Raw genomic sequence first — 12865 nt, 5'->3', positions numbered from 1 at the left:
ATTGCGGGAACGCTAGCCGTCTTTGTCGACGCCTGTCAAATGCATGGCATTGCTGTGGCTTTCGTTTCGTACCGCGTAGGAAGGTCGCTGACCAAGCGGAAATGTGCTGCCCGATTGTCGTTCCGACAGCCAAACCGATGAATGGCAGATCATAAGTTACTTGCCGCTTCGCATCTGCACTCGACTCCGCGTTCGTGCCAATGCGCGACCGTCGAAAACGGTCCGGTCAGCCGAGGGCGCCGGCGATGATTTCCGCCGTTTCGTCCGGCATGGTCAGCATGACGTCATGCTGCGTGGGCAGTTGGAAGGTTCGCCAAGACGGATCCTTTGAAAACCTTGTATAGAACTCCAGAAATTGCGGGTTGGTGTGCTGCTCTGCCTGGACATAGGTGCGTGACGCAATGTCGTTCAGCCTGCCTTGCAGGTTTATCCTTTCGGAAAAGCACCGCTTGGGGTGATCGGTCGTGCGGGCGTTGACCCATTCGATCAGCTCCGGATCGCTGACCCAGAAACTCGCATCCGGTGGCGGCACGCGCCAGCCATCTCCATGCCGGTCAGCCATGGCATTGAGTTCATCCAGTCGAACCTTGTCGGCATAGTCCGATGTGCAGGTGCCGGCCTCCGGCACGAATGCGTCGATATAGACCAGCGATTGAATTCTTTGCGGCAACCTGTCCGCCGCGCAGGAAATGACGAACCCGCCATAGCTGTGTCCAACCAGCACCACATCATTCAGGTCTTCATGCTCGATCAGTCCCGTGATGTCGGCGATATGGGTCTCAAGGCCAATGTCCGGCGTCAGCAGATGCGCGCGTTCACCGAGCCCCGTCAGGGTGGGCGCGTAGACCGTATGCCCGCCCTCTTTCAGGCGGTCCGAGACCAGGTGCCAGCACCAGCCCCCGTGCCAACCCCCATGCACCAATACGATTGCCGCCATCCGCAAGGCTCCAATGATCTGCCTGTCCAAAATAATCAAATTAGTTGGCGCGCCAACTAATTTGTGTTAATAGCTGAGATTGGTTGGTCCGCCAACTAATTTCTCGAATTTGAGGGGATTTGGAAAATTGAGCCGCAACTCCGCCAAAATAATAGACGGCCCGAAGGGGGAAACGGAGCTCGAAGCATGGTTCAACTTCAAGATCAATCTGCTTTCAAACCGCCTCTCGCGGGTGGTTTCCGGCGCCTATTCGAACTCCTACGGCATTGCGATCATTGACTGGCGGGCGATCGTCGCGATCCGGCATTTCGGCCCGGTCACGGCCAGCGAAATTTCCGAAAAGGGCAATCTGGACAAAGGCTCCCTCAGCCGGGCCATCGAGCAACTGGTCGCCAAGGGACTGGTGAGCAAATCCTTGTCGGAGCATGACAGGCGCCGCTCGATCCTCAAACTGACAGAGGCCGGCGAGGCGCTTTACAACGAAGTTGCGCCCCTGGCGCTTCAGAGGCAGCAGGCGTTGCTTTCGGTGCTTGAAACGGACGAGCACGCGCAGCTCATGCGGCTGGTTGACCGGGTCATCGAACAAGCGGACCGTCTGCTCGAGGATGATGCGGCATTTAAAGAGCCGGCAAGAGCTGCAAGCGGCTGATATGTCATCCCCGCGACAAACATGGCGACAATATGCTTCGGGCGTCCTGCGGCCCGGGCCGGCAAATGGAGACGGCATTTCCGGGCATGACCGGCCGCCGGGAATTTCGATCGTCCTCGCATTCATCGGCAGCCTGCTCGCTTTCGGGATGGCCGTCCAGTCCATCTACACCGCCTATTTCGGCGCCTTCGAGCCAACTCTTCATAGAGGCGTGTCGCTGGGAATCTGCGCAGTCATCGCTGTCTTTGCAAACATTCATCTGAACCGGCGGCCACGATTCTCAGGCCGGCTCGGCACGCTTGCGGGGCTTTTTGATCTCGTTCTTGTGGCCATCATCATTGCGGGCATCGCAAGTCTTCTTTCCTACTATGAAGACATCAACGAGAGCATCATCGACTATACCTTCACGGACCAGGTGCTGGCTTTGGGTGCCATGCTGGCACTCATCATCCTGTCCCAACGGTTCTTCGGTCTCCCGCTTTCCCTCTTTGCCGTTCTTTGCCTGGTTTATGTGTTTTTCGGGCAGGACCTTCCATCATTCCTGCGGCACGCCGGGTCCGGCTTGAGCCAGGTTACCGAGGCGCTGTGGTATTCGACGCAGGGCATATTCGGCATGCCCACCGGAATCGTCCTTCAGATCATCTTCATTTTCATCGTGTTCGGCGCAGTGCTGCAACACACGGGCGCGGGCGATGCCATGATGCGTCTTTCCCTGCATGTCTCGCGCCGCTCGCGGGCCGGACCCGCCCATGCGGCTATCGTTTCCAGCGCGGTATTCGGCTCCATGTCCGGCAGTGTGACCGCCAATGTCGTGGGAACGGGCACAATCACCATTCCCATGGTCCGTAAACGCGGATTTCCGGCGCCCTTTGCGGGTGGGCTGGAGGCAGCGGCGTCGACGGGTGGGCAGATCCTGCCGCCGGTAATGGGGGCGGCGGCGTTCCTGATGGCTGAACTTGCCGGCGTGTCCTATCTGACCGTTGTCACGGCCGCGCTCATTCCCGGCCTGTTCTTCTATTTCTCCCTGTTCGTATTTGCGGCTCTTGAAGCGCGCCGTCTGGATATGAAGACGCGTGACGGTTCTGAAGACCAGGAGTTGACGCGCGCCGACTGGGTCAACGCGATCATGTTCATCGCGCCGATAGTGGGCATCGTCGTCACATTGGTCATGGGCTATTCCCCGGCCTTTGCCGGCTTCTGGGGAACGGTCCTGGCAATCATCTTCAGCTTCATAAATCCCGAGATCAGACGTCGGCCGATCCGTATCGTTGAAGCGCTGGTCAAAGGCGGCGTTTCGGGTGCCGAACTGATGGTCGGCGTCGCCGTCATCGGCATTGTTTTCGGGCTGATCAACCTGTCGGGGGTCGGCTTGCAAATCGCCATTCTTTTGTCGGGTTTTGCCGGAGACAGCCTGTTTGTCGCGCTGGTGGTCGCCGCACTCGCCTGCCTTGTCCTCGGCATGGGCATGCCGACACTTCCCGCCTATCTCATCATCGTTCTTGTCATGAGCCCCTCTTTCAGGGAATTCGACGTTCCGGTGCTGGCGATGCATTTCTTCGTGTTTTATTTCGGCGTCCTGTCCGCGGTCACGCCGCCGGTGGCCCTTGCCGCCTTTGCCGCCGCACCCATCGCGGGGGCCGGCCCGATTGAAACCGGACTGGCTGCAATGAAGTTGTCGATCGTCGGCTTCGTGGTCCCGTTTGTGGCGGTCTACGAGCCCTCGATCCTGTTCGTCGGCGGCGTCGACCCGCTTTCGCTGGTGCTGGTCTGTGGCCGCCTCGCACTGTCGGTCTGGCTGCTTACCACGGCACTGATCGGCTTCGAGGCAGGCAAGCTTGCCCCGTGGCAGCGCGTGTTACGCGCCGGTGCCGGTGCGGCCATTTTGTTTCCCGCTCCGGAATATCAACTGGCGGCGCTCGGCGTCAGCCTGGCGCTCCTGCTGCCGGCAGTCGTTTCGCTGCTTAAGCCCTTCACCGAAAAATCCGTTCGCTAACAAATCAACAGGGAGGAACTCCATGTGGAGCCTATTGAGATACACAAGAAACCTGATCGCCGGCCTCAGCCTGGTCGCACTCGGCGCGACCGGTGCGATGGCGGATGAATTTCTGAAGATGTCCAGCCTGCAGGCGGGATCGCCGGGCTATACCATCTCGACCGCGTTCATAAATATCGTCCAAAAGAACACCGACATCAAAATACAGCTTGCCGCCGGTGAAACCCAGACCAAGGCGATGCTTCAGGGTGCGCGCGGACAGTTGGACATCATGATGTCCACGCCGTTTGCCGTCTTCTGGATGGAAAACCAGAAGGCTATGTTCGCCAAGATCGAAGATGCTCCGGAACTGGCCGGAAAGCTGAGAAACATCATCTCATTCCCGCTGGGCACGATTTACGTGGTCGTTCGGGCCGATAGCGGCATTGAGACCTTTGCCGACCTTGCAGGAAAGCGCGTCTTCATGGGGCCGCCCGGCGGCGGCGCCTACAACATCGCCAATGCCATGATCGTCTCCTCCAGCGGATTGAAGGCCGGCGAGGATTTCGAAGTGGCCAAACTCGACTGGAGTTCCGGTTCGCAAGCGTTCCAGGACGGCAATGTCGATGCCTATCTGGGCACCGGAACCATCCCCAATCCGCTGGTGGAGCAATTTGCCCTTGGCGGAGATCTGCGTTTCCTGACAATGACTGACGAAGCTTTCGAAAAACAGCCTGCAAAAGGGCTGGTGTCGCTTCCGGGCTTCATCCGGCAAGTTGTCGATGTCGCGCCCTATGACGGGAAGGTCGTCAATGACGGCATGGTTGAGACGATTGCCATGGAAGCGGCTCTGACTAGCCATGTCGGCGTCTCCGAGGAAACCGTCTATGCGATGACCAAGGCAGTGCTTGAGAATCTGGACGACCTGCATGCCACTGCCCCGTGGCTTGCCTCGGTCAACAAGGACACGCTGCTGGAAGGCATGAACCTGCCGCTCCATGCCGGAACCTATCGCTACCTCAAGGAGGCCGGTTTCGATATTCCCGAAAGGCTCGTTCCGCCTGAAGCCAAGTAGATATCGCGGTTGCGTGCCGGCGTAACACAGTTGCGCCGGCCTGTCCGGCGCCTGTGCGGCGGCTGACTGTCTCAAAAAAACTCGAACCCGTCATTCCACATCCCAGAAGTCCGGGGATAAAGGGGCGTCCGTGTTTTGAAAGCCGGCATGGGGCGCTAAGGTCCGGCAAGACCAGCAAGAAACGGGCCGGCCGTGGCGAAACTCTACTTCAACTACTCGGCGATGAATGCCGGCAAGTCGACGCTGCTTCTGCAGGCATCCTACAACTACCGTGAACGGGGTATGCACACCCTCTTGTTCATCGCCGCGCTCGATGAGCGCGCCGGTCACGGCAAGATCGGCTCGCGCATCGGTCTCGAATGCGAGGCCATCCCGTTTTCGACCATTGACGACCTTTACGCCCGGATCGCCGAGGAGCGGCAGAAGGGCGAGATTGCCTGTGTCTTTGTCGACGAGGCTCAGTTCATGACCGAGGAGCAGGTCTGGCAACTGGCCCGCACGGCAGACCGGTTGAACATCCCAGTCATGACCTATGGCCTTCGCACCGACTTCCAGGGACAGCTCTTTCCAGGCTCGAAAGCGCTGCTTGCCATTGCCGACGCGCTGCGTGAAATCCGCACGATTTGCGAATGCGGCCGCAAGGCGACAATGGTGGTGCGGCTCGGCGAAGACGGCAAGCCGCTCAAGGACGGCGAGCAGATCGTTGTCGGCGGCAACGAGACCTATGTGTCATTGTGCCGAAAGCACTGGGAAGAAGCCATGGGCCGGATGGAGCCCTGATCGCCCGTCAGCGTGGGTGCGGCATATTGCCAATTAGAATAATTTAAGGGAGCCGGCCATTGCCATGGGATCGGCTTCGGGGCTATTGAGTTGCCCGATCACGACGATGGAGGGATCAATGCGATTTGGAGCAATTGCGGCTGTTACTGTGGGTTTTGCCGTTCTCGCCGCACCCGCCCTTGCCGAGGGCGACGCGAAAAAGGGTGCCAAGGTCTTCAGGAAATGCAAGGCCTGCCATGTGGTGGATGAGGAAAAGAACAAGGTCGGCCCGCACCTTGTCGCAATCATCGATCGTCCGGTCGCCTCGGTCGACGGGTTCAAATATTCGAAAGCCATGGTCGAATTCGGTTCCGACGGCAAGGTCTGGGATGTCGAGACGCTGACGCTTTACCTGAAGAAGCCGAAGGATCTCGTGAAGGGAACCAATATGGCGTTCGCCGGCGTCAGGAAGGATGCCGACATGGAAAACCTGATTACCTATCTGCAGGATCCGTCCGCAGCGGAGTAGGTTGTTGCGGTTCGAACGCGTAAAACGCGCCACTGGGCGCGTTTTTTTGTGCCCGGATTTCGCCGGTCTGGTTCGGATCCGGCGAGTGTTCTTTTTTACTTAATATTTACAGTGCCTTACGGTATTCCACAATGGCCAGGCGATCTTCGTGTGCCGGTTGTTGAACGTGCTTCGTAAATCTGTGACAAGGACGCCGCAGACTTGCAGTTGCGTGGTCCGATACCAACATAAAACCAGACAAATTCCATGTGATGGACGGTTGCGACAGCCGTTGCCGTGAAACCGGAATTGCTGTCAAATGCGGAATTGACCGACCAGTGCGTGCGTTGATCCATCGCGGCCGCAACAGGCTGACCAGAACGGGGGAATTTTATGGCGACCTTGCAAAATCTCGATTCGGAAATCGAAAAGACCAGGGGCATCGTCGAGGAGATGCGGTCCAAGATCGCGCAGTCCGGTGAAGTGCTGGAAAAATTCTCCAAGGCGGAGACCAAGCTCGGGGATGCCGAATTCGATATCGAGAACGCCCGCATCGAGGACGTGCTGCGCCAGCAGAAGACCATGGAAGCCAATATCGCCGACCTGATCATCGGCCTTGAGGATGCCACCAATGTCTTCGGCGCCGAATTCGAAAGCATGAAGAACTTCTCCGGCTGGGAGAAGTTCGTCGGCGTCTTTTCCAAACAGCGCATGCAGCGCATGCGCACGGATCGCGTCCGCAACATGTCCCTTGCCGGCAATCTGCAGGAGCTGCTTGCAAAATCGGACGCGATTGTGGGTATCCTCAAGGAGCAAAAGAGTATCCTCGACGAGCGTTACAAGACCTCCGAGGAAAGCCTTGTCAGCGTTATCGAACGACGCAAGGGCACCGTGTCGGCGATCGAGGAGGTGCAAAAGCGTATCGACGAGCTCAATCCGCAGCTCATGGATATGGAAAACCGCATCGCCGCCTCGACCGACCAGCAGGAGCGGACCCAGCTCGAGGGCGAGCGCTCGGCGCTGGCCAACGAGTACAATGCGGCGCAGGCCAAGGAGCAGGAACTGCTCGCCGAGAGCCAGACACTCGAACGCTACACGTCGATGTTCCAGACCTTTGTGGACTCGCTCAACAACCAGATAGCGGCGCAGAACACGCTGATCAACAAGCTCAATATCGACACCGAGCAGCGCATCGTTCTCTACAAGGCGCTGGAAGACTCGCTGAAAACCGCCGCCCAGCAGGATGTCGCGCACAAGATCAACACGCTCGGCAGCCAGGTCGACACGGCGGCCGAGGAAACCATGGCCGGCATCGGCTCCGCGTCCCAGCGTCACATCGCCGATCTTCTTGAGATGCATGAGAAAAACATGCTCGCCACGCAGGACATCCAGCGCCGCAAGAAGCTGGCCGATGACGCCTTCGCGCGCCGCTTTGCAGACGTGATGGAAAAACACAACGCGGCCGACTACGTCCAGGCCTGATGGCGATGAACGGGCAGGTAGAGCGCTACTTCGGCGCGTTCGAGGATGCGCTGAGGGGGCTCGATTCCTTCCTCACAGACGAAGATTCACCGCTTTATCAGCACCAGCTCGTCGGCCAGGTGGTAACGCCCTATGTCGACAGGCTGATGCAGACCTTCGCCTGCTGGCGCAACCGCATCGGCTTTGTCGAGTCCTTCCGCATCCTGCGCGCCGAGAGCGGATTTCCGGCCTTCCAGAACGTGCTTGAACTGGACAGGGACCGCAAGAAGGCGAAAAGCCGTCTGGATTCGCTGCCGTCCGGCGATGAATTGCGGCGCGAGATGGTGGATTTCATCCTGCGGCAAAAGGCGTTTCCGAAGGCCCTGCAGACACGCATGGCGGAACGCTCCTACCTTGAGACGATCGAAAAGGGCGAGGTCTTCTCACCCTTCATCCTGCCGCAGACGGTCAGGGTCTCGGTCAATCCCAAGACGCGCCGGCCCTATTATGTCGTGCACTGGGGCGCCTTTGACGGCAGCCAGGCGCTGCCGATGGTCTATATGGCGACGATCGAGGACAGCAGCCAGGAACTGTGCGACATGCTGGTGCTGCCGAGCGGCAAGATGAATCCGAAGATCACCGTTCCGCTGCCCGTCGAGGGTCTGCTCAATCCGGACCTCGCGCATCGCTTTGACGACTTTGCCGAGAAGAACAGCGCCTATTCGCTGACGCCGGCGACAATTGCCGGCAATCTCGATCAGGACTTCGAGACCCTGCATCCGAAGCGGCTGCAGCGTTTCGTGCTCGGGCCGTTCTATTCGGCCGGCGTGACGGAGCATAACAACACGGTGACCGAGATCCTTGCCAAGGTGCGCAATCCGCAGAACGCCTGGATGCTGACCTGGACGGTCCAGGAAATCGCGGCGACGGGAGAGCGTGCGGCCGAACGCGGTCTGTGGCGTTCGACACCGGCGCGCCAGGAGTTCCATATCGACACGAGCGACCTGGAGGCGGCACGTCAGGGCGTCAGCTTCTACGAGAAACACGCACTTGTCCCGCATGATGCCTATCAGGCGCTTTTTGCCAGTGGCGATGCCGATTCCGTTTTCGGCGGCTACAAGGTGCATGTCATCTCGGGCAACCAGATCACGAGCGGGGTCTAACCAATGAGTCAAAACACCGGTCTGACAACGGTGTCTGAGGATGATATCGCCAAGCATCTCGGCACGGCGCAAAGCATGGTTACCCGGCTGGTGATCCTGGAACGCGGCGACGGGCGATCGAAAACGGGTCTTGCCGGCACCGGTAGACGGTTCGTATCGACGGTTTCGACCGGGTCTGTGCGGCGCACGCGGGAAGTCGAGCTGGCCAAGACGGTGGCGGCGGTGCGCCCGGACGACCCGATGCTGTCCATCGCGCAGCACAATGTGCTTTATCGCGCCCGGCGCGGATTGGCGGTCGCCCTGGCTCTGTCGGACGCCTTTGCCCGGCAGACCGATCTGGAAGCGCTGCAGGCCGAGAATGTCAGTGCACCGCTTTCCGGCGATGCGGCCCTGCAGTTCAAGGCGCTGCTCTCGGCCAGCGCCTATGTCGCGGCCTTTTCCTTCGCCGCCTATCTTCTGCAGCTTCTTGGCACGGAAGGCGAGCCGGTCAACGATGTCGAAGAACCCGATTTCCTGTTCGACACGCCGCAGGATGCGCTGAAATCCATGCTGGCGGGCCTGGACGAGGCACTTCAAGGCGTTGCGGACGATACGGCGCTGATCGCCCGTTCGAAGGCCTTTGCCCGTACGGCGCTGGAGGGGCTGCTTCAGCGGCGCTCGCGCTTTACCGGTCTTGCCGCTTTCGCCGACACGCATATCCGCATCGAGCAGGACGATTTCACGCTCGACGGTTTCGAGGTGGCGCCGGGCGAGCGGCGCAAGCCGTTGGCGATGGCTTTCAAACAGCCCGAAGAGATCATCGGCAACCACATCGCAAAATACCAGGCGATGAAACTCGCAAAGATGCTGGTCGCCTATGATTTCGACCGCCAGCTCAATCCATTCGTAGAGCTGGGCGGCTTCCTCTTCACCTTCATTGGCGACGGCATGCCGGGCACGGGCAAGACGATCCTGATCCAGATGATCGCCGGCATGATCAACGACTACTGCCAGATCGCCGGCTATCCGTTCCATTACGAGAACTTCGGCGTCGACCAGATCTCGTCCTATCAGGGCAAATCCGGCCAGAACTGCAAGGCCTTTGTCGACAATGTCGTCAATCCGCGGGCCATCGGTTTCGGCACGGTGGACGATATCGACCAGGTCGCGGCGCGCCGCTCGGATGACCGCGCTTCGGCGGGTCAGCACGAGGTGACGGCGGTGCTGATGGAGAGCTTCGCCGGCGCATCGACCGTGGTGCGCGGCAATTGCGCCTTCGGCATGTTTTCCAACTATCCGGAAAATGTCGACGATGCGCTGCGCCAGAGAGCCGGCGCGCGCTGGCTGGTGGACGGGCCGCAAAGCCGCGAGGACTATATCGACATCTTCGTGCTTCTGGCGGGCGGCAACCACGATATTCCGCTCGGCAAACACGACCTTTATGCCGGACAGCAGATCAAGAAAGCCGTCGCTGCCTCTTATGCCGGGCACGACCGGCCGAAGGAGGACGGGCTTCTGGCCGTATGGGAACGGTTCCGGAAGGAGCGGGGCGACATCAGCACCATGGCGGATGTCGGCGAATATCTTCACCGGATCAAGGAGGCGGAGCCGCGCTTTACCGGCCGGGCGATCAAGAACATCACCGACGCCATCAAGATGCGGGCGATGGATATCGAGCTGCCGGATGAGTGGTTCGAGACGCCGGAGGCCTTCATGCACAAGCCCTATGACGACAAGAAAGCGATGATCGAGGAGCTGCGTGGACCGTTCACCATCGACATGGTGCTTCAGGAAATCAACCGCTATGGCGATTCCGAATTCCGCTATACGGACAAGTCGGACGACGCCGCCGTCGAAGACATCATCCGGCGCGAGCGACAGCGGGAAAAGGCCGTGCGGGAAATCGAGACGATGAAGCGGGATGGCCGCTGGAATAGCTAATGGAACTGCTTGCCGAACACGATCTGATCTTCGGACAGTTGCTGGATGTCACCGAGCCGCATCTGATCGAGCGCTACAACCGGGCGCTGGAAGCGTTCGGGCTGCCGCGAACGGCCCTGGATCGTTTTCGCATCGACATGACGGGATTCTCGCCAGAGATCGCGGAGGAACTGGACGACCCGCAATATCTGGATCCCAATGCGGTCAATCGCCGGTTCATCATCCTCTCGCCCGCGCAGGAAGGGTTGCCGGTCGTCCATACGAGTTTCTCCAATACCGGTTCCCTGATGCATGCGTTTTTCGACGCCAACCGGCGGGCCATCCATGCGGTCACGATCCGCGACGTGCTCTATGGCGAGATCGAGGAAGATGTCGTCCGGGTCGCCGATATAGAGGACCTGCTGTCGATCCAGGAAGTCACCTTCAATGTGCTTTCGGCCGACGACATGCTCGGCAAGGCGGAGGAACTGCGCAAGCTGTCGGACCGGCTGATCGGCGTTCCGGGCGCCTGGCGCGACGATGCGATGATCGAGCGGATGGTGGAACTCGTCCAGCAGACCGGCGACATCCGCAAGAACGCGCTGGTTCCCGACCAGGTCGTGTTTCGCCATGACGCCTTCTGGTCGGGTCATTTCGGCGGCATTTTCGTCTTTATCGACGACAGGACGACGACCGTCATCTGCGATCCCAAGGCGCCGGGTTTTCGCCGCTCGCGCCCCTGGCAGGTGAGCTACATCGCGCTTGACGATCACGCCCGCATTCTGGAATTCCTGCAAAGGACGGGTCGGATCGACATGCCGCGCGCCTCCTGGATCGAGCGGTCCGGCTATCTCGATCACCGCATCGACATGGTGCTGTCTGACTTGATCCGCCGGTTCGATCCGGACGCGCCGTTCGACAGGCTCGACGCCATCTGGCTGCAGACCTGGATCCACCGCAACGCCAGGGCCGTTGCGGAGCACGGCGTTTATCCGTTTCTGCAGTCCGCGGCCCGTCGCATCGCGGCGGATGGTGAATTTCCGCTCGACGAGGCCGATGCCGAACACCGGTTCCTGCTGGTGCGCGCAAAGCCCGATCACGAAGATTGCTGGCTGGTGAGTCGCCTGATCAGCACTCTCGTACCGGAGGACTTCGTTTCGCGCTTCGTCTTCGACAAGCAGGGTTTTTACGCGGCCTATGAGACCTACGGCACGGATTTCCGGGCTCATGCGGTCAAGACGCTTGTGGAAACCTATCTGCGCGACAAGCGCGCATTCCGGTACCGCCTATACGGCTTTCAGGAGGATAGAATCAATGCTTGATCCGATCATCGCGTTCTTCGAGCGTGTCTTCCACTGGATCGGCCACGGTATCGGCGTGGTGATTGCCTGGCTTTTATGGCCCTTCCTGGCCGCCGGGCGGTGGTACCGCAGCAAGGGTTTTATCCTGAAATCGGTTGTTGGCGGTCTCGTTCTGGCGCTTGTCGTTCTTTACGCCATCTTCATCTGGCGGGCGCTGTGGATCCGCAACTTCGATCCGGACTATGCGGTTGCCTACAGTCTCGAAGATCATGGTGTCAAAGCCGGCGACCAGCCCTCGATCGAGAATAGCGGCGCGACGACGCGGACCTGCAGCCGCTCGGCAATTGTCGAGGTGACCGCCGACCTGATCGATTTCACCGTCGATCAGAATGCCTGGATCTCCTCGACCATTCTCTACAAGGCCGGCTTTTTCGGCATTCCGTGGGATGCAACGCCGTTCCTCGACAACAAGGCTTCGTTCCAGCGCGGCGTGCACCAGGCGGTGCAGCGCACGGCCATCGAGCTTGTCGATGCGCTGGGCCGTGTGCGCGGCACCTCGGCGGTCGATGCCGATCTCGACCGGGCGCGCGGGCGCATCCAGTACGATCAGTATACATGGTATTTCAGCCTGTCGCCTTTCGGTCCCATCGCGCCGTCGCCGGCCGCCTACCGGGAGGGCCGGGACAAGCTGCGCGCCTTCAATGACCGGCTGGAGAACTGCGACGCCGTTTTCGACGCGCGCGCCGACAATCTGATCCGATTTGTCGACCGAATCGCCGCCGATATCGGCTCGACCTCGGCGGCGCTGCGCGACCGGTCGGACAAGAGCAATGCGGGCTGGTTCGACACGCGCGCCGACAACCAGTTCTGGTTCACCTACGGCCAGCTCTATGCCTATTACGGCATCCTCAAGGCCGCCCATGCCGATTTCGCGGAGATCATCGAGCGCCGTCAGCTGGAGGATGTCTGGAGCACGATGGAAGAGCAATTGCGCGCGACGCTCGATCTCAATCCGGTGATCGTCTCCAACGGCAGGGAGGACGGCTGGATCATGCCCTCACATCTGGCGACCGTCGGCTTCTACCTGCTGCGCGTGCGTTCGAATCTCGTCGAGGTGCGCTCGATCCTCGATCGTTGACGA

General features: G+C 59.9%; 11 protein-coding genes. 10 read left to right on the top strand and 1 reads right to left on the bottom strand.

Going from position 1 to position 12865, the window contains the following annotated elements; translation table 11 throughout:
- Window positions 1–226: 226 nt before the first annotated feature.
- On the bottom strand, window positions 227–937 hold the full coding sequence (locus OOZ53_RS18645) for an alpha/beta hydrolase (RefSeq protein WP_271091211.1): 711 nt from the start codon (window positions 935–937) through the stop codon (window positions 227–229).
- A 127-nt stretch (window positions 938–1064) separates the two neighbouring features.
- Between OOZ53_RS18645 and OOZ53_RS18640 the strand changes: the two genes are divergently transcribed.
- The 10 genes from OOZ53_RS18640 (at window position 1065) to OOZ53_RS18595 (ending at window position 12862) form a co-directional block, all read left to right on the top strand.
- Complete coding sequence (locus OOZ53_RS18640) at window positions 1065–1586, top strand: MarR family winged helix-turn-helix transcriptional regulator (RefSeq protein ID WP_271091210.1); 522 nt, start codon at window positions 1065–1067, stop codon at window positions 1584–1586.
- Window position 1587: 1 nt separating this feature from the next.
- Entirely contained in the window at window positions 1588–3579 is a 1992-nt protein-coding gene (locus tag OOZ53_RS18635; protein WP_271091209.1) for a TRAP transporter permease, read from the top strand.
- A 34-nt stretch (window positions 3580–3613) separates the two neighbouring features.
- Window positions 3614–4633 (top strand): TAXI family TRAP transporter solute-binding subunit, encoded by a 1020-nt coding sequence (locus OOZ53_RS18630; protein WP_271091208.1) that lies wholly within the window; start codon window positions 3614–3616, stop codon window positions 4631–4633.
- A 192-nt stretch (window positions 4634–4825) separates the two neighbouring features.
- Window positions 4826–5413 carry a thymidine kinase gene (locus OOZ53_RS18625; RefSeq protein WP_271091207.1) on the top strand — a complete coding sequence of 196 codons (588 nt, stop codon included), beginning with the start codon at window positions 4826–4828 and terminating at the stop codon, window positions 5411–5413.
- Window positions 5414–5531: 118 nt separating this feature from the next.
- Window positions 5532–5921 (top strand): c-type cytochrome, encoded by a 390-nt coding sequence (locus OOZ53_RS18620; RefSeq protein WP_271091206.1) that lies wholly within the window; start codon window positions 5532–5534, stop codon window positions 5919–5921.
- Between the two features lie 372 nt (window positions 5922–6293).
- Window positions 6294–7382 carry a coiled-coil domain-containing protein gene (locus OOZ53_RS18615; RefSeq protein ID WP_271091205.1) on the top strand — a complete coding sequence of 363 codons (1089 nt, stop codon included), beginning with the start codon at window positions 6294–6296 and terminating at the stop codon, window positions 7380–7382.
- Window positions 7382–8524, top strand: coding sequence for a hypothetical protein (locus OOZ53_RS18610; RefSeq protein WP_425499182.1), 1143 nt, complete (start codon window positions 7382–7384; stop codon window positions 8522–8524). The genes OOZ53_RS18615 and OOZ53_RS18610 overlap by 1 nt, the downstream gene beginning before the upstream one ends.
- Window positions 8525–8527: 3 nt before the next feature.
- The gene (locus tag OOZ53_RS18605; RefSeq protein WP_271091202.1) at window positions 8528–10444 is read left to right on the top strand and encodes an AAA family ATPase; all 1917 of its coding nucleotides are present in this window, start codon (window positions 8528–8530) and stop codon (window positions 10442–10444) included.
- On the top strand, window positions 10444–11745 hold the full coding sequence (locus tag OOZ53_RS18600; protein ID WP_271091200.1) for a DUF6638 family protein: 1302 nt from the start codon (window positions 10444–10446) through the stop codon (window positions 11743–11745). The genes OOZ53_RS18605 and OOZ53_RS18600 overlap by 1 nt, the downstream gene beginning before the upstream one ends.
- Window positions 11738–12862 (top strand): DUF2333 family protein, encoded by a 1125-nt coding sequence (locus tag OOZ53_RS18595; protein ID WP_271091199.1) that lies wholly within the window; start codon window positions 11738–11740, stop codon window positions 12860–12862. The genes OOZ53_RS18600 and OOZ53_RS18595 overlap by 8 nt, the downstream gene beginning before the upstream one ends.
- The last annotated feature ends 3 nt before the right edge of the window (window positions 12863–12865 follow it).

Source organism: Allohoeflea poritis (assembly GCF_027889715.1).
Classification (GTDB): domain Bacteria; phylum Pseudomonadota; class Alphaproteobacteria; order Rhizobiales; family Rhizobiaceae; genus Hoeflea_A; species Hoeflea_A poritis.
Note: the sequence above shows the minus strand (reverse complement) of the source record. Positions and strands in the feature narration are given on the sequence as shown.

Excerpts from the sequence above, each read along its gene's own strand:
- OOZ53_RS18645 (WP_271091211.1), bottom strand. The coding sequence starts at position 937 with ATGGCGGCAATCGTATTGGTGCATGGGGGTTGGCACGGGGGCTGGTGC.
- OOZ53_RS18635 (WP_271091209.1), top strand. The coding sequence starts at position 1,588 with ATGTCATCCCCGCGACAAACATGGCGACAATATGCTTCGGGCGTCCTG.
- OOZ53_RS18620 (WP_271091206.1), top strand. The coding sequence starts at position 5,532 with ATGCGATTTGGAGCAATTGCGGCTGTTACTGTGGGTTTTGCCGTTCTC.
- OOZ53_RS18615 (WP_271091205.1), top strand. The coding sequence starts at position 6,294 with ATGGCGACCTTGCAAAATCTCGATTCGGAAATCGAAAAGACCAGGGGC.
- OOZ53_RS18610 (WP_425499182.1), top strand. The coding sequence starts at position 7,382 with ATGGCGATGAACGGGCAGGTAGAGCGCTACTTCGGCGCGTTCGAGGAT.
- OOZ53_RS18605 (WP_271091202.1), top strand. The coding sequence starts at position 8,528 with ATGAGTCAAAACACCGGTCTGACAACGGTGTCTGAGGATGATATCGCC.
- OOZ53_RS18600 (WP_271091200.1), top strand. The coding sequence starts at position 10,444 with ATGGAACTGCTTGCCGAACACGATCTGATCTTCGGACAGTTGCTGGAT.
- OOZ53_RS18595 (WP_271091199.1), top strand. The coding sequence starts at position 11,738 with ATGCTTGATCCGATCATCGCGTTCTTCGAGCGTGTCTTCCACTGGATC.